This window comes from Budvicia aquatica DSM 5075 = ATCC 35567, from assembly GCF_000427805.1.
Taxonomy (GTDB): Bacteria; Pseudomonadota; Gammaproteobacteria; order Enterobacterales; family Enterobacteriaceae; genus Budvicia; species Budvicia aquatica.
The window spans coordinates 147,438-167,191 of record NZ_ATYS01000009.1; the positions used below are offsets into that span (position 1 = coordinate 147,438).

The window sequence follows — 19,754 nt, forward strand, 5'->3', positions numbered from 1 at the left end:
CAAGATGACCAGTGACGGACACAATAGATGATAGGGCTTAACTTTCTATTCTGGTTTTACTTCACGATGGCGATGGTATCCGTCGATCATGGATTTAAACGCCGTCGTCGGGGTATCTCCGGTGGTACATAAATACAAATGTCCAAAGATAAAAGCCACGCTGGCGAGAGCCAGAATAAAGTGTATTTTCAGCATCCAGTATCCGGCACCGGTTTCTAACCCTAACGTTGGATATAAACAGAAGAACCCGCTGAAGAGTAACAGAGGGACTAATCCGTACATCACTGCGGTATAGGCAGCCTGCTGTAACGGATTAAATTTACTCTGTTCATTGGCTTCAAAGGGATGGGGCTCTCCTTTCATTATACCGATAAGGTAATATCTGGCCTGTTTAATACAGCGGCCAATCCAGCCTTTAAATCGAATAATATAGTGATGGCCATTACCGCCGTAGGCATTGACAGCAACAAAGCCAATCCAACTGACAAGCAGTAAATAACCACAGATAGTATGAACCTGAACCAGGGTAGCCATGATCAGATAAGTGCCAATCGCGAAGTGGTTCATGAGGCCACTAAATAATAAAACGATAAACAGAAACGCGTTGGTCCAGTGCCATAAACGTACGGCAAAAGGATATAAATAAGCCCGGTGTTCATGTCCCCACTTTTTGGCAGGAACCAGTATATAGCGTAGCAAGGCGTGTAATGCGAGGGCTGCCAGCATACCGAGGATGCCCATTGCGACAATAATCAGCCAGGTTGGCCAAAACTCGGGAGTATAGATCTGGGTTAGGGATTCTAACTGGGACTGAAATTGTTCAGCATTCCAAGAATGACTCATATTTTCTCTCCCTGGCTTAGAGTGAAATTAAGCGGTAAATATGCGGCTTACCGGTATTTTTCAGTTGATGAACATAGTATGAGTCAGGCCTTAATAGCTGTTGAACTGGCTCGCTGTTTTCCGGTCCAAACGTCAGCGCATTTTTAGGACAAACCCTGACGCAGATCGGCATATATCCCTGACTTAAACGGCTTTCACTACAAAAATCACATTTGTCGGCAATATGATTAAGCGGATTGATATAACGTACCTTGTACGGACAGGCTGAAACGCAGTAGTCACAGCCAAGGCACAGCGCCCGGTTAACTTGCACAATGCCATTTTCGTCTCGATAAGATGCACCGGTGGGGCAAACGGTAATGCAGGGCGCATCATCACAGTGCTGGCAGGAGTGGCGGAAATAATGCTGTTCACTTCCTTCTTCTGCATTGTCGGCCTTTGGAATAGGCACCATACGCAGCCGGGAATATCCTGAAGGGACATTATTTTGTTTATTGCAGGCGACTGAACACTCATCACAGCCAATACAACGGCTTTCATCGTGAATTAAAACATAGCGTTTGCCCATTTTGGATTGTGCGTTAGCCAATACTCGACCGGCTGATGAAGTCATTAATATCGCAGAACCTACACCTAAAACAAAATGGCGTCGGGAATAAGTCATAATATTCCCTCCAAAGATAATGATAATAGGGTTTTCTTTGGCACTGTTGTTTTTTTGTTATCAGAATGAATAAGTTTATTTGTTTGTAGAGATATTAATAATGAACACAGGATATTCATTTCTATTTTCCTCTCACATACCGCGCGTTTATCGCTATATTGCGAAACGTAGCTGATATGAGAATGCATCCATGCAATGAATAACTCATATCAGGCGAAGATTTAATTTTTAATCATGAGTAATATTTTTATAAATAATTGAAAACACCAAATACTGTAGTGGTAATTTTTTTCATTTAGCTTGATCTAACTCAAACTAGGTAGCGGTATAAAAAATAAACTTAAAGAAAATAGGGGTATTTTTTTAATTATTTGATATAGGACGAATAAATGAAATTACCTGGTATGACCTATCGTTGTTTATCGCTAAGATTGAATCATAAACCATCCGTATAAATATTTCTTAATGGGAATGATTTTCAGTAACGGTAATGAATGGAACGTATAATGGTAGCCATCGTTTAAGTCTATAAGAATAATGATGATGATATATAAAATATTCTGGAATATTACTCGATTTTATATTGTTTTAATCGGAAGGGAATATATGCGCAGTGACAGATATAGTGATTTGAACAAACAAATCCGTTATCCGGAGAATAAAATCATATGATACCGGAAATTGGCAATTTCGCACTGGGGTTATCACTGGCACTTGCCATTTTATTAAGTATATACCCATTGCTTGGTGCTTATAAAAACGACCGGCGATTAATGAGTCTGGCCCGTCCTTTAAGCTATGCACTCTTTACGACGTCGCTTATTTCTTTTCTCTGTTTAGTCTATCTATTAGCCGTTAATGATTTTTCCGTCGTCTATGTTGCCAATAACTCCAATAATGATTTGCCGGTTTATTACCGAATTGCTGCCGCATGGGGAGCGCATGAAGGGTCACTATTATTGTGGGTGATGCTGCTTTCCTCATGGTCATTGGCCGTCGCTTTATTCAGCAGGCAAATGCCGCTCGATGCCGTCGCTCGGGTTCTGGCGGTGATGGGAATGGTCAGCGTCGGATTTTTACTGTTTGCCAGCTTAACCTCTAATCCGTTTGAACGAATTTTGCCATTTTTCCCGTTAGAAGGCAGAGATCTTAATCCGCTGTTACAGGATGTGGGGCTGATTTTCCATCCGCCGCTGCTCTATATGGGCTATGTCGGATTCTCCGTTGCTTTTGCTTTCTCTATCGCATCGTTAATGACCGGGCGTTTAGATACCGCATGGGCCAGATGGTCCCGACCCTGGACGTTTGCCGCCTGGATATTCTTAACGCTGGGAATTGTGTTGGGCTCTTTTTGGGCTTATTACGAACTGGGTTGGGGAGGTTGGTGGTTTTGGGATCCGGTCGAGAACGCATCGTTAATGCCATGGATTTCAGGTACCGCATTACTCCACTCACTGGCGGTGACTGAAAAACGAGGAACCTTCAAAGCCTGGACCGTATTGCTGGCGATTATCTCATTCTCTTTATGCCTGCTAGGCACCTTTTTAGTTCGATCAGGAATATTAGTGTCGGTACATGCTTTTGCCTCTGATCCTACCCGAGGGATGTTTATTCTGGCATTTTTGGTTTTGGTGATTGGCGGTTCGTTATTACTTTATGCCTTTAAAGGCGGGCAGGTTAATAAGAGTCGGGCTCGCCATGAGCTTTTTTCTCGAGAAACGTTACTACTGTGCAATAACGTCTTACTTACCGCTGCTATGCTGGTGGTGTTGCTAGGGACTCTGCTTCCGTTGGTCCATAAGCAGCTAGGGTTGGGATCTATCTCTATCGGTGAGCCTTTCTTTAATACCATGTTTGTTTGGCTTATGGTGCCATTTGCTGCGATTTTAGGACTAGGTCCGCTGGTGCGTTGGCGTAAAGATTCATTGGCTCCTAAGGTAAAAAAATTATCGCTGACGGCCATTCTGACGCTGCTGCTGTCATCGGGACTAATCTGGAGCAGTCAGGATACTTTTTCGGTTATGACGCTTATCGGTTTGATGATGGGAATATGGATAGTCCTACTGACGCTATTAGCGTTATATGAACGTATTATGCATAGCGGTCGGTTTATAGCCGGCTTGAAAGGGCTGTCTTTTAGCCAATGGGGGATGACGATCGCCCATTTAGGTGTTGCCGTTACCGTGATTGGTATTGCATTTAGCCAAAATTATAGCCTTGAAAGAGACGTTCGGCTGAAGCCGGGCGAAGGCATTATTCTTAATCACTATCAGTTTACCTTCCACCAAGTGAGCCACATTACCGGTCCTAATTACACTGCGGATAAAGGGGTAGTGGAAGTTCGACTGGGGGATAAATTGATTACTACCCTGATGCCGGAAAAAAGATATTACGCCACGACTAAGATGGTCATGACTGAAGCGGCGATTGATGCCGGTATCGGCAGGGATCTGTATGCCGCCTTGGGCGAAAATCTGGGGAATGGCGACTGGTCGGTAAGGCTGTATTACAAGCCGTTTATGCGCTGGATTTGGGGCGGTGGTTTGATGATGGCATTCGGGGGGCTGCTGTGTATGCTCGACGGCCGGTATAGGGCTTATCGATCAAAACAACGTGCGGCATTAGCATAGTTATAAGGCAGGATTTACCTATGATGCAGTTATGGATTGTTTTTTTACTGCTGCTGGCGATCGGCGTGATTGCTTTTATCTGGCCGCTGCTTTGCTCTCGTGCAGATAAAAAAAACGGGCCGTCCCGGGATGAAATGAATAAAGTTTACTATCAGCATCGATTAAGTGAATTGATGCAGGATGAGCAGCAAGGGCTGGTGGCTGAAAGTGCGTCTTTGGTTCAGGAGTTACAGCAAAATTTATTAGAAGATATTCCTGATGAAAACAACCCGCGCAAAACCGCAAAGGCTCAGCAACGTAAAAGGTTTGATGCAGTAATATTACTTCCGGGTATGGCACTCTTAATTGGCGTTTCCTTGATGGTTTATTACACGGTTGGCGGATATTCAAAAGTGGAAGAGTGGCAGTCTGTTGTAGCTCGGCTGCCGGAATTACGCCATCAGTTAATGGAGAAAGGGCCAGAAGGTATGGGGCCCAATCAGATGGCGGCACTGGCGGTTGGAATACGCCATCAAGTACAACAACAGCCGGACAATCTGGCCGACTGGGTGTTGTTGGGGCGCTTAGGAATGTATATGGGAGATATGTCTACCGGGATTAATGCCTTCGCCCATGCCAGCGAGCTGGCACCGGACGATATTGACATTCAGCTTGGCTATGCGGAACTGTTAGTCCGCTCACAAGAGAATGATGACAATATTAAGGCGAGCGTGGTTTTAGTGAAGATTCTATCGCAAGAAGGTAATAATATTCAGGCATTAAGCCTGTTTGGTTACAACGCGTTTGAGCTGAAGGACTATGTACAGGCTATCCGGGCGTGGCAAGTTTTATTAAATAACCTACCGCCAAATGATAAACGTATTCAAATGATTGAAGACAGTATCGCTATGGCGAGAAAACAGATGTTAATACCATCTAGCCCAAAATAGTTATATATGAGTTTTTTAAAAATTATTTATAACCACACATTTATGTTATTTATGGGGGATGTTAGCCTATAGCAATAATATTTTTTCACTTTGTCTTTTTAAAAACAATAGCTAAGCCCCTCTTTGAAGGGATAATGACTTCTGTTGGTATAATTTCCTTGCTATTTAGTAAGTTATTGATATTTTTTTATTGTAAAATAGTTATTGAAGCCACCGGCTCCCACCGATATACTTGCCAAAATATAGACTTTGCAACTTGTTTGATTGGTTGTTTTTTAATTAGTTGATCCATATTTTAAATTTAATATATTACAAATGGTTAATCGGTGCTTTTTTGTGCACGTAACGTAATTATTTTTCAAATGGAATGACGCGCTTTAGTTAACAGGGATTTCATTATGTTATGTACGCCATCTCGCGGTGGTTTTCGTTTGGCGAAAACCGCGCTAGGTCTCTCTCTGCTTTTATCTTCATCCGCCTATGCTCAGGATTATATTTTTGATCCTATGGGATTTTTCCCGGGAGCGTCCACACCTCATAGCCGCGCATGGAAACTCAGCCATGACGGAAGTACGGCAATACTTGCCGGTTTGAACGACCGCTCCGAATTTGAATATGCACTTTGGACGCCGGGGCAGGGATTACAGAGCCTTACCGGCGATCGACAAGGGTTGACTCAGCTTACGTTAGATAGCATCAGCGGTGACGGTGCCACGATTCTGGGGACCGGCAGAAATGCTATGGGTAAAAATGAAGCATTTATCTGGCGTGCCGATAGCGGGTATCAACTGCTCGGTGTCCTTGGCGATCCGCTGGTTGAGGATAGCCACGCTTCCGTTATCAGTAATGATGGTCAAGCCGTTGCAGGGTATAGCGGAAATGCGATGGGCGGATATATGGAAGCATTCCGCTGGACTGAAAGCCGGGGTATGGAAGGGTTAGGTTTTCTTACTGACAGTACTCAGCCGCTTAGGTTTTCTCAGGCAATCGCTATTGATGAAACCGGCGATACGCTGGTGGGCTATAGCCTTAATTCCGATGCTTATTATGAAGCATTCCGCTGGACCGAAAATAGCGGAATCAAAGGGCTGGGCTTTATTAACGGTGGCGGAACTGCCCCGTCAAGCATGGCTTTATTTGTTAGCCATGATGGCCGGGTTGTTTCTGGTGTTAGTAACAATGACCGCGATCTTAGCGAAGCCTTTGTCTGGACCGAAAATAGCGGAATGAAAGGGTTGGGCTTTATTGACGGTGGCGGTTTGATGCCTAAAAGCATTCCGGTCGCCATCAGCGCTGACGGTCGTGTGATTGTGGGTGCAAGCAGTAATTCAACCACTCAGGATGACAGTCCGGTTGAAAGCTTTCGTTGGACTGAAGAGAGTGGAATGGTCGGCTTAGGGTTTCTGGGCGGGAATACAATACATGTTAGTCAGGCCAGGGCATTAAGCGCCGATGGTTCTACCATTGTCGGCCTCAGCTCTACCGATCAGGATACGGCTGCTGCCTATATCTGGCGTGAAGAGTTCGGCATGATTAGCATTCAGGATTTCCTCGCCTCCAACGGCATTAACCTTGATAGCTGGGCATTAGAAGATGCCTCTTCAATATCAGGGAATGGCGAAGTGGTTGTTGGCATGGGCACGAATCCTGACGGTTACGCTGAGGGCTGGATGGCGCGTATACCTAAGCCGGAAACTCCGATCTCTCCGCCGATTATTACTGACCCGACGGATCCGACGACGCCCATCGACCCCGATCCGGAAGTCACTCCGCCGCCGGGATTTATTTCTATCAATGAGCTGAATCGTTCACTGTCCGATATGACCTATGTGCCGATGGCCGGGCTTTCCGTTGCTCAGGGTGCATTGCAGGATCAGCGGTTTATTGCTGCACAACAGTGTGATTCCGATCGGCTATGGAATGAGAGTGATAAACGCTATTGTAGCTTTATAACCGGTAGCGGAGAATTCTGGCGTGGGGATGGTTCACTGGGGCGCGGCTCTGTCGGTTTAGCCGTTCGCCTGTCACCCTCATTGACCTTAGGCGCCAGCGCTTATCTGGGGCGCAGCGATGTTGACCTGCGCCTGAATGGTAAAAATAAAGTAGATAGTTATGGTAGTGCTTTGTTTGTTAATTACACCCGTGGTGATGAAGGGTTAAGCGCTTTCGGGGCCGTTACTGCCAACCATCTGGATTACGACATCCGGCGTAATTATGGTAATAACACTCAGCTGAATACTTATTCTGACGGTGACAGCAAAGGATATTCATTAGGTGCGCTGGCCCGTTTAGGCTGGACTTTCCGCCCGGTGGCTGATGTTGCGGTGATTCCGTTTGCCGAAGTCAATTGGGCAAGGGCTACCATTGATGGATATCGTGAATCTAACGGCACTTTTCCGATTGATTATGATGGCCGTAGCGCGGATGAAACTGATTCACGTCTCGGTGGTGAACTGCGCTATGCCATTAACAATCAACTGAATGTTAACGCCAGCGCTGCATGGGTTCATCGTTTGTCCGGCGGTGTTGATCGGGTTTCCGGCGAACTAATCGGCGTAGCTGATATTCAGTCTGATAAGGTTGATTTACCGACCGACTGGAGTGAAGTTACGTTGGGAATGTCGTATCAACTGACGTCGGATATGGGCATTTCTGCGGCGGCAACGTCAACAATTGGCCGTAGCTATCAGCCTGATACCAGTATCAGGGCCGGTTTTACCTTTAAGTTCTGATTTGATTGTCTTGAAATAACGCCGGGTCTTAAGGCTTAAATATTAAGGCCCGGTAGTGATAATCGGGGTGTTAGCTAGGATTGAAGTTGAAATCGGCAACCGGCTCTTTCTCTAAGTTTCTACCTGAACTCATCCAGCCAAATATGCCTTCAGGCATGGTAAAAACATGGGTATATCCCATTGCCTCGGTCGCTTTGGCCGCTTCATCACTGGCAACGCACAGCTTATTCATACAATAAAAAATCAGCGTCGCGGTTTTATTCTTCGGCAATAGCGATTGCCAATCTGGTTTATTAATATTGACCGCTCCCGGAATGTGGCCCTGTTGCCAGATATCTTCAGGATTAACATCAAAGAAATAGACGTCTTTTTGGCCTAATAACCGTTCAGCCTGTTTTAGGCTGATAGGGGAGTGAAAGCTGGGCGCAGAGGCCTGATCGTCACCCCATGTACCGCCATTAGCCAAAACGGTCGGTGTGATGCACAGCCCTGACAGGATGAATATCATAGGAATTAGTGCCTTGCGTATCGACATATCGGCTCCTATAGCCATTTATTTCAGCATAAGTTTGCTGGTATAAATAGCGCCGGCAAATATGCCGGCGCTATAGACCGTGTTATCAACAAGGATTCCGGCAATTACTTCTTGGTTTTACGGGCTTCACCACTAAGGATAGCTTCAGCCTGTTGAACATAGACTACACCTTCATCAATCCGGCTCTTGGTGTAGTTCGGTCCATGAACACCCCAGGAACCATCTTTCTTAACGGCGTCGGCAATTTCTCTGGCCTGTTTAGCCAACAGCTGGACCTGTACTTTCTCATCCAGCGTGATTTTGCTCTTCGGCAGTTTCTTATCAATGGATTTCAGTGAGTTCTGAATGGTGGCATAGCCATCTTTCACCGGCATTTGCCATTCAATCACTTTGCCATAGATAGTTTCCTGATCTTTAAACTGAAGCCGCTCTGAAAGCACCGTTTGTACCGGACTGTGGCAACCACCACCTTCGAGCATATCGACGTCGCTAAAGCTGGTTCGTCCACAAGACCACATCAGGTCGAGATAGCCTTTACCGTCTTGCTTAGCAATGGTCCAGCCTTTAACGTTTGAATCACGCGGTTTCCCTTCTGGAGGATTGAGCGTTTTAGCCTCTTCATCGACCAGGATCTTCCAGATATGCGCTTTTCGTACGTTATCGAATCCGGCCATATCCGGATACTGAATGGCTGCAAAGTTTTCACAGCTACCCATATTCGGCATGTGACAGGCGGTACAGTTATTTTTACTGTGAGTATCACCCTGTGAAAGCACCTGTGCCTGTTGGGTATGACAATCAGAACACTCCTTTTTCAGGTTGGTTCGGGTCACACCAGACTGCCAATCATTAGAGGTAACTTCATGCGGGTCGTGACAGGTTGAGCAGCGCATACCTTTGCCGTAGTGGGCAGAGTTATACATTTGTGAACCTTCGGTACCGCAAGAAGGGCAAGATGATTTAAAGTAGGAGTTGAACGGATTTTTTGGATCTTTTTCGGCCCCTTCAGCCGTCCAGGCAAAGCGCTGGTGACAGCGTTCACAGTTGGATGGCATACCAGCCCCTCGCGCTCCGTATAAGTGGGCGCCGGCACCATGACATTCCTCACAGGCAATGCCTTTACTGACGGTATGTTCCTGCAAGGCTTTCGGATTACCCAAGGCGGCATAAAACTCATTGGCATTCTTAAAGTCAAACTTGAAGGTATGGCAGACCTCGCAATAGGCGCTGGCTGGCTGAAATAACATATTTTCACGGTCAGAAGCACCGTAAGAGGTCATTCCCCAAATTTCTGAACCCCGAATGCCAAACTGATCGATCTTAGTCGGGAAGCCGGGCACATAGCTGGCAATTCTCTTAACCATTTCAGGCGTTAAGGATTCTGCCCAGCCTCGGGAGAATTGGTTACCTCCGGCCACCATGGTACCGGTGCCGTCCTTCAGCAAACCACCTTTGACATGGTAAGTCCCGCGGACTAAATAACTATCGATAAAGCCATATTTAGTACGTGGTGTACCGACAATTCCATATACGGCATCGCCAGTGATTCCTTGTGGAAGAATGGAGGCTTTGCCGCCGTACATACCTTTGTTGAAGTTCTTATCCGGAACTTCATCCATTTCGCTCGGAAAGCGCAGCGTTTTCGCATGACGGGAACGTTCCCAGCGTTCGTACTGTGCCGGGTGACACTCACCACATTTAGCCGGGCCAACATATTTGTTTGGGAAATCAAGGAAGGATTCGGCACCTAGCCGATAGGTCATTGCGGTAGGTCTGCCGTGCTTTTCTGCATATTGCTTACCACCACCAAATTCAACGAACTCTTCTTCACGGTTGCTGATAGAGTATTTCCCAATCAGCCTCCCTTCAGCTTCATACTTGAACATCGGATGGTTTTTAAACAGAAACTCAAAGTAATCTTTTTCCTGAACCACATAGTCTTCTAACGTTCTGGGTGTATAAGGTTCGGGTACAGCAAGCGGCGCGGGTGCCGTTGCCGTTGAAGCATTACTTTCTGCCGGCTGAGCCATTGCTGATGGCAATAACAGGCTAAAAGAAAGTAACGCCGCACAGGAAAGAGATCGTCGACGTATGCTCATACGTATGCCCCTCATGTATTAAAAGTTAATCCTTTGCAAACCGGGATAAATTTTTATTTTTTGATATTTCTTAGAATAGTTATGGTGCCTCACACTACGCACAAAGAGGTAGTGATGAAGATAAGATAACCTTTTGATGAGTGTGGTTATTGATTTTGGTCATATTTCAAGCACGTATAAATTGAGCTAATTGGCTGAACAACATGCAAAATTGTCAATTCACTGCGATTAAAAATAATAAGGAAGTTTGTTTCTTAACAGTCAATAACAAATTCATTACATAGCAGATAATAAAAACGCCATAATTATTCCGTTTAACCTTGCTTGAGAATTTAAATATAGTGTTTCCTATCTAACTAATAGGAGGATTCAATGTTTTCCACTTATCGGTTTATTGTTAAGTCAATTAATGGTTTTTGTTTTTAACATTATTAAGCGTTTGCAGCATATTGTTTTATGCGGGGGTTTATCTTAAAGTTAATTTTAAAATTTGTGATAAGGATCATTCCTAAGCTAAGGTGCTTTAGATAGCTACTGAATAAATGTTTATTATGATCAACGAATTCTACGGAAAATTTACCAAAACAATAAGGATATATCGATATGTATACAGATGAAACGGTAACTTTATATCGTCCCATCGGACCGGCTGAATTAGCGTTAGTGCGTCAATCCGGTTTTAAACAATGGCCGCCCAGATTGCCAGAACAACCTATATTTTATCCTGTCACCAATGAGCAGTATGCCATTCAAATTGCCCGCGACTGGAATGTGCCTGAAAGTGGAAGCGGGTTTGTCACGATATTTCAAGTGAAAAAAGAGTTTATGTCACGCTATCAAATACATTCAGCCGGTGGTGCAGAACATAAAGAATGGTGGATACCTGCTGAAGATTTAGCCGAGTTAAATAAGAATATTGTAGGCCTGATTGAGATTATTCATCAGTTTGGCGATAAGCATTTTTATTGATTTATTCATTGATAGGTAGAAGCCAATGAGTCTCGAATATACCGTTTTTATGGCTCCGGGAGAAAACCAATGCTTTGATGCCGTTGCGGAAAATATTATCCAGAATATACCTGAGGCTAAAATATCCGATGATAGCCACTCATTATGGTTGCCGGGTGAATACAGTCACTGGATAGATTTTTCAATAGAAAAAAGTGATGACGGTTTTTTTATTGTGACCAATATGAACGGTAGCAGTAATAAGAGTTTGTTTCAGTTAATCGAAACGGTGCTTAACCGGCTGTCAGTCGGTTATTCAATTGAAGAAGTGTAGAACGCAGTGAAGCACTCTCACGACATCCTCTGGCATGAGGAGAAATACGGCTATTAATCAATATAGAAATGATAAATTGCGGATTCTTTAACCGCTATTGTTCCCCGTTATTGCATAAATATATAGAAAAAAAGTCTGTATTAGACTATAAAGTCTCTTTGTAAGAATAAAAACGCAGAGGCTGTATATGAGCAGACAAACGGAGATACAAGTACTGACAGCGGCCGATGTGGCCAGATGTCTGAGTAAAATTGACGTGCTTAAGACGATGGAAGAGACGTTTTTAGCACGGGCAAAGGGGGACGTTATTCAGCCCGCTCAGGTGCTAACGCCGTTCCCCGAAGATAGCGGCGACTTCATTACCTATTCTGGCGTATTGGGCCACTTAAAGGTATTTGGCAGTAAAATGTCACCCTACTTACCGACATCCGCTGCCCCAATCGTTACCGCGTGGACTACATTGATGTCGATGGAGTCTGGCCAACCTTTATTACTTTGTGATTCCGGACGATTAACCCAGCAGCGTACGGCTGCTGTGACAGCGCTGGCCATTGACAGACTAGCCCCTAATGAGAGCAAAACGCTGGCGTTAATTGGTTCAGGTCCGCTGGCTATGGCGCATTTAAACTATGTATTAACCCTGCGCGAATGGGAGTCGGTAAGAGTCTATTCTCCGAGCCTCAGTCAGAACGGGTTGAAGCAGGCGACATTCTTGTCTCTGGATTCCCGTATTTTAATTACCAATTCTGCGGAAGAATGCGTTGAACAGGCCGACGTTGTGATGCTGTGTACTTCATCTGCGGCGCCGGTATTTAATTTCAATGATATCGGAAAAACGGCATTGATTACCTCTATCAGTACCAATGCTGCGAAAGCACATGAAATTGATCCTGCTTGCCTGCCTGATATGGACGTTTATTGTGATGATAAAATCTCGACCCCGCACAGTGCCGGCGAGATGCTGCTGGCTGCGGAACGACATCATTGGTCAGCGGATAGCATCAAAGGCGATTTAGCCGATTTAGTTAGCCAGCAATGTCAGAAGCCTGACTACCAGCGCTCGGTCTTTTTCCGCTCAATCGGGCTTGGAATAGAAGATATTGCCATTGCTTATGCTGTTTATCAGCAATCTATTACAGAATAAATCGATAAGAGAACTCAATATGAATATTCAAGATTTTGGTATTGAACGCTGGATGGACTTATATGAAAACAAATGCCGGTATAATCTGGCTGAAACCTGCGTTGAATCCCTGACCGTTGCCCACTTATTGCAGTTAGCCGATAAGAAAGAGACGTTATTGGCTGATATTTTGCCCATGAAGCTAACTTACGGTGCGATAACCGGATCTGAACGGTTAAAAACGCTGGTGGCCGGCCTGTATGAGCGTCAGTCAAAAGATAATGTGTTAATCACTCACGGCGCTATCGGTGCCAATGCCTTAGTGTATGAAACCCTGATTGAGCCCGGCGACCACGTGGTGGCGGTTTCTCCAACCTATCAACAACATCACTCAATTCCGGAAAGCTACGGCGCCAGCGTCAGCCTATGGCCCCTGAAAGAAGAGCTGGGTTTTATGCCAGATCTGAAGCAACTGAAGCAGCTGGTTAATCCACAAACTAAGCTGATTGCCATCAATAACCCGAACAATCCAACCGGTGCATTGATGGACAAGGCATTTCTCAATCAGATCATCGATATTGCCAGAGCTAACGATGCCTATATTTTGTGTGATGAAGTCTATCGCGGTATTGACCAGCAGGGTGATGGTTTTACCGCATCAATTGCCGACCTGTATGAAAAGGGGATTAGTACTTCGAGTATGTCAAAAGCGTATTCCCTGGCCGGGTTACGCCTTGGTTGGGTGGTATGCAGCCCGGAGTTAATTACTACGCTTATCACCCGCCGAGATTACAACACGATCAGCGTCGGTATGTTGGACGATTACTTCGCCGTGATGGCGCTGGAAGTCAAAGACAAAATTTTGGGGCGGAGTCGCGAAATTACCCAAAATAATCTGGCAATTTTAGATGAGTGGATTGCCTCAGAGCCGCGTATGTCATATATCCGGCCAAAATCAGGTACGACGGCATTATTAAAATATGACTTTGATATGACCTCGTGGGATTTCTGCGTTCGCCTGGTTGAAACTACCGGCGTGATGTTATCTCCGGGCAGCGTATTGAATATGGAAGGGTACTTACGCATTGGCTATGCTAATAATCCGGAGATATTAAGATTGGGCCTGATTGCGCTGTCCGGATTCCTGCGCACCCTTGATGTTGAAGCCAACGCACAATGAGCCTAAGTATTGATTCTGAGCATCAGCGATTACTGGCAGGGTATCACCCGCTGTGTGAGGCCATTTCTGCGCTATTTTATCCCTATGTTGAGGTGGTGATTCACGACCTGCTAACGCAGAAAGTCAGCTATCTGGCCAATAATATTTCTCGCCGGGAAATCGGCGATGATTCAGCACTGGAAAACATTGAGTTTACTGAGTCGGAAAACGTTATCGGACCTTATGAAAAACTCAACTGGGACGGGCGGAAAATGCGGGCTATCAGTAGCGTAATCCGCTCGCCTCTGACTGGTCAGCCGGAAGCTCTGCTGTGCATCAATTTTAATACTTATGATTTTGAACAAATCCGAGGTGCGCTGAATATTTTTCTGTCCGGCGGGCAGCTGATTCCACAGCCGGAGAAATTATTTCGCGATGACTGGCAGGAGCGTATAAATACCTTTATGCACAGTTGGTTACAAAAGCAGGGGCTTTCGTTGTCTACCCTATCAAGGGCTGAAAAACGCCTGTTAGTCGAGGCGCTGTATGCTGAAGGGGCGTTTAACGGTAAAAGTGCGGCGAACTACGTTGCTAATATTGTCGGCGTTAGCCGCGCCAGCGTTTTTAAGTATATTAAAGAGTTAAAGTCATAGGCCAGAGTACCGGCACGGTGAGCTATTTTCAGTCTGTTAACCCCGTCGTTTTAGCGATAAGATGTCAGAATAAATCGATGGGGTTCTACAGCAGATTAACATCAGGATTAACGATGGCTTATATACCAAATAACTACGCCCGCCTTGAAAGCGGTTATCGCGAAAAAGCGCTGAAATTGTTTCCATGGGTTTGTGGCAAGTGTTCCCGTGAATTTGTCTATTCCAACCTGCGGGAACTGACGGTTCACCATATCGACCACGACCACTCAAATAACCCGGAAGATGGCAGTAACTGGGAGATGCTTTGCCTGTTTTGCCACGATCACGAGCATTCTAAATATACCGAGGCTGATATGTATGGTTCAACGGTTATTGCCGGAGATGATGCTCAAAAGGATCAAGGGTTGGCGACGCACAATCCTTTTGCCGATCTAAAAGCAATGATGAATAAGAAATAGCCCCGCAGTTGCTATTTCTTTGTCCCTATTACCGCTCAGAGGGATAATGGCCATCATGGTATTTTTATTGATTGTATTCCACTTAGCTCAGTGATAGTTACGTTGTCACTTTTCCAAGGTGTTATTATGAACCATAAGCCACATATTTTAGGTCCACAGTTCAGTACCTTTGTTCGTAGTGTCCAGCTCTGTTGTGAAGAGAAAGGGATCGACTATACGCTAGGGACAACCTATGAAGGGCAGATGGTCAATCTGGCTGACGACAGTCGCTATCAGTTTCACCCGTTTGGTAAGGTCCCGGTGCTGATTCATCACGGTCATCGCCTGTTTGAGACGGCCTCCATTTGTCGTTATCTGGACGCCGCCTTTAGCGGAGCCGATCTACAGCCTGAAAGTCTGATAGAGAGAGCGGATGTCGATCAGTGGTCTAACAGTTTGTCTTTATATACCGATCGCATCTTGGTTCGCGACTACTTGTTGGAGTTTGCTTTTCCCAAGGGGCCAGATAAGCAAATCAGGGGGGAGGTTGTTCAAGCGGCTGAGCCTGCCGTGATGAAAATGCTCGAATTGTTGGATAATCAGCTTGGTACCAAGCAATTTTTTAGAACAGAATCATTTACTATTGCCGATGCTATCTTAATACCGATGTTGGACTACATTGAAAAACTGCCTCACTCAGCCCGACTGTTTGCTGATCTGCAGTATCTGCCGCTTTATCTAAAGCGGATAAGAGAACGCCCATCGGCCAAAGCCGTATTAGTTTCTCGGAGTCAGTAGAAGACCTGCTTGATAGTCTTCGCCGCATCTCGGATGCGGCGAATAAACAGGGGGACGTTAGATTCCGGCTCTTTTCTTCAATAAATCGCACACTTCAGTAAAAACCTTATCGTTTTTTAGCATGCTTCGTTGAATCAAAAATTGCCCCTGTGGGGTTGTCACCTGCAGCGCTTCGTTATGCTGGGCGTTAACCCGTTTAAGCTGGCTGATATCGGAGTAGCGGATAGTCACCGTTTTATTACGCAGGGCACTAACAGGATAGCTCACAGTATCTGCAGAGAAAATAACGTTCTGGCGGGGAAGAAAACTGATGAGCAGTACCGCGAGCGACATCAGTGCCAGTGTAATAAAGATCAATACCACGACAATTAACAGCACTTTGGTCTGGCCGGATGACAGGGTGATTATTTTGCCAACGGCAAGCTCACTATCGGCCGTACCTATTCGATTGATGGTAAAGTTAGCCAAACCGCCAAAAAAGCAGGCTACCATAAGGACAAAAAAACGATTGATTTTATATGAGTACTTCACCACGTCCATTCATTATTCTCTTTTTTTATTCGGGTAACCGCGGCGGGCAGTATAGCGTGTTGAGGAAAATAAATCAGTCGCTTATCGGTTAATAACGGGAGTGAACTATGACTTCTGTGGTTAATGACTGATTATTTGAGTAACGAGGTTATGGCGAATAAAAAATGCACCCGATGGGCTGAGCTAAGGCGCTCAATTCAACGGGTGCACTAATCAGTTAGGAATTAATAACGCTTTTAACCACCGGTTTTAATACCACCCAGGCAACAATAGCGGCGGCAATATCAAAGATGGCCAGACAAATAAACAGCGGGTTGAAGCCGATTGTTGTGGCTAGTCCACCAACGATTAATGAGAATATAGTTCCGCCTAAATATCCCATCATGCCGGCACCACCGGTTGCTTTACCGACATCTTTTTCTGAGAAATTGTCGGTCGTTAATGAGTACAACGATGTTGAGACTATTTGGTGAGCAAAACCACCAATACAGAACATAGCGATAGCAACATAAGCACTGGACGCCAAACCGATACAGGCAGGCCCGATCATAAATACTGCACCGCAGAACAGGGTCAGTTTATAAGAGGTAGAGGTACTTACATTAAAGAATTTACGGAAGAATGGAGCCAGATAGCCACCAACAATACTGCCTAAGTCAGCAGCCAGGAAAGGAAGCCATGCGAACATCGCAATATCTTTCAGATCCATATTACGCACGGTGACCAGATAAATTGGGATCCAGAAACCAAAGGTTTGCCATGCCGGTTCAGAAAGAAAACGAGGAATCGCGATACCCCAGAAGTTTCTTTTCTTAAATAGCTGCCACAGGCTGATCGGTTTTTCATCGCTTAGCTGAGCGCTATCGTTTCTATCACCCAGAATATGCTTAAGTTCTTCGTCGGTTAACCATTTGTTCTTTTTAGGGTCACGGTAGAAATACAACCAGATCAAAGCCCAGAATACGGCTAGTCCACCGATAAACAGGAATCCATACTGCCACTGATAGTTAATGATGAAAAACACCATAATCGGCGCGGCGATCATTGCACCAATGCTGGTACCAAAGTTAACCCAACCGATGGCGATAGAGCGTTCTTTTCTTGGGAACCAGTTAGAGATCGATTTTATGGCTGCCGGGAAAATAGCCGCTTCTGACAGCCCCAACATGGCACGAAATACCGCCAACGTCGGCCAACTGGTTGCGAAAGAGTGAAGCATACAAGAGATGCCCCAACCTAATGCAAAGATAAAGAATCCGACACGCACGCCAATAAGGTCAATAACCATACCGGCGAGAGGCTGAGCAATAGTATATGCAGCCTGGAATGCTGCAATAACATAAGAGTATTGCTCGGTTGTTAAAGAAAACTCTTTGGTTAAGGTCGGTGCAACTACCGATAAAGAGCTTCTAGCCAGATAGTTGAGAATAGTACCAATTAAAATGATAAACACGATATACCATCTTAATTTCAATATTTTCTTCATACTGAGTTTCCTTCGCTTTATTTATCCATATAAGCCAATGGCTGATGGGCTTTATTTAAAATATGATGTAATTATTTTTTTGGTATTTTTCGCAGGCTATGATTTTATTGTGGTTCCTCCTCTAAACCTTTCATACGTTTGCGTTTCTACGCTAAACGCTAAGCCTGTGTAACTAGTGTTTCGTAGTAAGAGTTACCCAGTACTGACACAGTTATTAACCATATAAAACTTATGGTATACAGCTTATGTTAAGTTGTATTACATCTTTTGTGTTTGAGGCTCATCACAAAATTACGATAATAAAGTAAGGTTATTTTTATTTAATTGAATTTATTGAATTTTTTATTTTTCTTGTTGTTTGACACTTTTCTGTTTGATGGCGTTTTTTGTTCGAGAAATAGCTTTTATTTTTATTGGTATAACATGATTGGCATTGGTCTATGCCTTGTGGAGACTGGGTTACAGGGCGTTCTATTGGTGGATAGACTGATAAATTGAGCCGATGTGGACAAAAATGAGGGCAGGGCAAAATAGTGGTCTCTAACGGGTCGTTAACCAGAGTTATTAATATATTGAACGTGTGGGGGAGCTAATATTAGAAAAGCATGAGGGAGATGGTGGTAAGCCTGCCGGCATCGGTGAGATGCCGTGATTGACGGTGGTGGTATTTTTAGCCGGCTTGGTTGACCTTGTTCCGGTCAGCCAATTAAGTTAACGGATTACTTTAAGATAGATGAATTGATGTTTACCACCGGATTCTCAGTAAACAGGTAACGGTCAACGTTAAATTCAAAGTCATCAGTCGTTGCATCAAATAACATTTTTTTAGTTTTTTCAAGATGTTGCCACATGGCGAGTTTTGCTCCATGAGGATCTTTTCGCATCAGGGCTTTTAGAATCAGTTCGTGATCTTCACACCAACTTTCCATCGATTTATCATCAATATGCTCATGCAGTTTTCGCCAGTATGGATTATGAACCCGCTGGCTCCACATCTTCTCTACGATGGTAATCATAACGGTATTTTGGGTAGCCATAGCGATCTGTACGTGGAATTTTAGGTCCCAGGCAGAGTCACGGTGGCGGTCTTCTTGCAGCGCGTTCTCTTGTATTTCCATTAGTTGAACAATGTCTTGCTTGGTGACCTGAGTCGCAGCAAATTCAGCAATGTTACACTCAATGAGTTGCCGAGCCTGTAGTAGCTCAAATGGCCCCACGGTACCAAATTCGAACAGGTTGTTGGGAACAATCAGATTCTTCTGCTGGCTGGCAATAACATGAATACCCGAGCCCTTGCGGACTTCAACATAGCCTTCAACTTCCAGCATGATAATGGCTTCACGAACGACGGTACGGCTCACATTCATTTCTTCAGCAATTAAGCGCTCAGCCGGTAACTTCTCCCCGACAGGGTATACGCCGGTTTCAATGCGCTGTTTTAACGTCGAGGCCAACTGCTGATATAGCCGACTCGTTTCGATTAATTCCATAATAAATGCTCTTGGGTTGTGTCGCGGACATGACTATAAAACCAATAGTCTAAGTGAGTTACCATCTGTTTTAAACTTGTTACACCACTTGGCGAGTATACCTTATTTTCAGTAACTAAGCCTACTCTTGTCACGGTTTGTCGATAAAAAACTGGGAGATGAACGAGGTTTTTTTCATATTTTACCGACGTTAGCCTCGATTGAGTCATGGTAGTTAACGTTTAGCTAAGTCGTCCATAGTTGATCGATAGCGGTTGAGTGAATTTCTGGAATGATAAAAAATAAAGTTGCTAAAAGTTGTTATACCTCTTAAAAAGATGAGAACCATCACAAAAGAAATTTATTAACTAAGCCATAATGATG

Annotated in this window: 17 protein-coding genes; 10 read left to right on the forward strand and 7 right to left on the reverse strand. The window is 44.7% G+C overall.

All coding sequences use genetic code 11. The features are described 5' to 3' along the window. Nucleotides 1–45: 45 nt before the first annotated feature. The gene (phsC, locus tag YWE_RS0105845; protein ID WP_029093679.1) at nucleotides 46–843 is read right to left on the reverse strand and encodes a thiosulfate reductase cytochrome B subunit; all 798 of its coding nucleotides are present in this window, start codon (nucleotides 841–843) and stop codon (nucleotides 46–48) included. 16 nt (nucleotides 844–859) lie between these two features. Beyond that, on the reverse strand, nucleotides 860–1,507 hold the full coding sequence (locus tag YWE_RS0105850; protein WP_029093680.1) for a 4Fe-4S dicluster domain-containing protein: 648 nt from the start codon (nucleotides 1,505–1,507) through the stop codon (nucleotides 860–862). A 668-nt stretch (nucleotides 1,508–2,175) separates the two neighbouring features. Here YWE_RS0105850 and YWE_RS0105855 point away from each other — a divergent pair. From YWE_RS0105855 to YWE_RS28920, 3 genes are all read left to right on the forward strand, one after another. Next, the gene (locus tag YWE_RS0105855) at nucleotides 2,176–4,137 is read left to right on the forward strand and encodes a heme lyase CcmF/NrfE family subunit (RefSeq protein ID WP_029093681.1); all 1,962 of its coding nucleotides are present in this window, start codon (nucleotides 2,176–2,178) and stop codon (nucleotides 4,135–4,137) included. Between the two features lie 20 nt (nucleotides 4,138–4,157). Beyond that, complete coding sequence (ccmI, locus tag YWE_RS26735) at nucleotides 4,158–5,066, forward strand: c-type cytochrome biogenesis protein CcmI (RefSeq protein ID WP_051323218.1); 909 nt, start codon at nucleotides 4,158–4,160, stop codon at nucleotides 5,064–5,066. A gap of 398 nt (nucleotides 5,067–5,464) precedes the next feature. Then, entirely contained in the window at nucleotides 5,465–7,798 is a 2,334-nt protein-coding gene (locus YWE_RS28920) for an autotransporter domain-containing protein (RefSeq protein WP_051323219.1), read from the forward strand. A gap of 70 nt (nucleotides 7,799–7,868) precedes the next feature. Here the strand turns inward: YWE_RS28920 and YWE_RS26745 are convergent, their stop codons facing one another. Both YWE_RS26745 and YWE_RS0105875 read right to left on the reverse strand, forming a co-directional pair. Beyond that, on the reverse strand, nucleotides 7,869–8,333 hold the full coding sequence (locus tag YWE_RS26745) for a rhodanese-like domain-containing protein (protein ID WP_051323220.1): 465 nt from the start codon (nucleotides 8,331–8,333) through the stop codon (nucleotides 7,869–7,871). A 104-nt stretch (nucleotides 8,334–8,437) separates the two neighbouring features. Beyond that, complete coding sequence (locus YWE_RS0105875; RefSeq protein WP_029093682.1) at nucleotides 8,438–10,432, reverse strand: multiheme c-type cytochrome; 1,995 nt, start codon at nucleotides 10,430–10,432, stop codon at nucleotides 8,438–8,440. 603 nt (nucleotides 10,433–11,035) lie between these two features. On the opposite strand from YWE_RS0105875, the gene YWE_RS0105880 reads away from it, so the two are divergent. The 7 genes from YWE_RS0105880 to YWE_RS0105910 all read left to right on the forward strand — a co-directional run bounded on the left by YWE_RS0105880 (nucleotide 11,036) and on the right by YWE_RS0105910 (nucleotide 15,884). Continuing rightward, a complete protein-coding gene (locus YWE_RS0105880; protein WP_036015230.1) occupies nucleotides 11,036–11,401 on the forward strand; it encodes a hypothetical protein in 366 nt (121 codons plus the stop codon). 25 nt (nucleotides 11,402–11,426) lie between these two features. Further along, nucleotides 11,427–11,714 carry a hypothetical protein gene (locus tag YWE_RS0105885; RefSeq protein WP_029093684.1) on the forward strand — a complete coding sequence of 96 codons (288 nt, stop codon included), beginning with the start codon at nucleotides 11,427–11,429 and terminating at the stop codon, nucleotides 11,712–11,714. Between the two features lie 187 nt (nucleotides 11,715–11,901). Continuing rightward, the gene (locus YWE_RS0105890) at nucleotides 11,902–12,858 is read left to right on the forward strand and encodes an ornithine cyclodeaminase family protein (protein WP_036015232.1); all 957 of its coding nucleotides are present in this window, start codon (nucleotides 11,902–11,904) and stop codon (nucleotides 12,856–12,858) included. 19 nt (nucleotides 12,859–12,877) lie between these two features. Next, nucleotides 12,878–14,017: an aminotransferase gene (locus tag YWE_RS0105895; RefSeq protein ID WP_029093686.1), complete on the forward strand. Its 1,140-nt coding sequence runs from the start codon at nucleotides 12,878–12,880 to the stop codon at nucleotides 14,015–14,017. Continuing rightward, on the forward strand, nucleotides 14,014–14,649 hold the full coding sequence (locus YWE_RS0105900; RefSeq protein WP_029093687.1) for a helix-turn-helix transcriptional regulator: 636 nt from the start codon (nucleotides 14,014–14,016) through the stop codon (nucleotides 14,647–14,649). Before YWE_RS0105895 ends, YWE_RS0105900 begins: the two co-directional genes overlap by 4 nt. A 113-nt stretch (nucleotides 14,650–14,762) precedes the next feature. Beyond that, nucleotides 14,763–15,107 carry an HNH nuclease YajD gene (yajD, locus tag YWE_RS0105905; protein WP_029093688.1) on the forward strand — a complete coding sequence of 115 codons (345 nt, stop codon included), beginning with the start codon at nucleotides 14,763–14,765 and terminating at the stop codon, nucleotides 15,105–15,107. Between the two features lie 126 nt (nucleotides 15,108–15,233). Next, nucleotides 15,234–15,884 carry a glutathione S-transferase family protein gene (locus YWE_RS0105910; RefSeq protein WP_029093689.1) on the forward strand — a complete coding sequence of 217 codons (651 nt, stop codon included), beginning with the start codon at nucleotides 15,234–15,236 and terminating at the stop codon, nucleotides 15,882–15,884. Between the two features lie 57 nt (nucleotides 15,885–15,941). Here the strand turns inward: YWE_RS0105910 and YWE_RS0105915 are convergent, their stop codons facing one another. From YWE_RS0105915 to exuR, 3 genes are all read right to left on the reverse strand, one after another. Continuing rightward, entirely contained in the window at nucleotides 15,942–16,424 is a 483-nt protein-coding gene (locus YWE_RS0105915) for a hypothetical protein (RefSeq protein ID WP_029093690.1), read from the reverse strand. Nucleotides 16,425–16,632: 208 nt separating this feature from the next. Next, a complete protein-coding gene (locus YWE_RS0105920; protein WP_029093691.1) occupies nucleotides 16,633–17,901 on the reverse strand; it encodes an MFS transporter in 1,269 nt (422 codons plus the stop codon). Between the two features lie 719 nt (nucleotides 17,902–18,620). After that, nucleotides 18,621–19,391 carry a transcriptional regulator ExuR gene (exuR, locus tag YWE_RS0105925; RefSeq protein WP_029093692.1) on the reverse strand — a complete coding sequence of 257 codons (771 nt, stop codon included), beginning with the start codon at nucleotides 19,389–19,391 and terminating at the stop codon, nucleotides 18,621–18,623. Nucleotides 19,392–19,754: the final 363 nt, after the last annotated feature.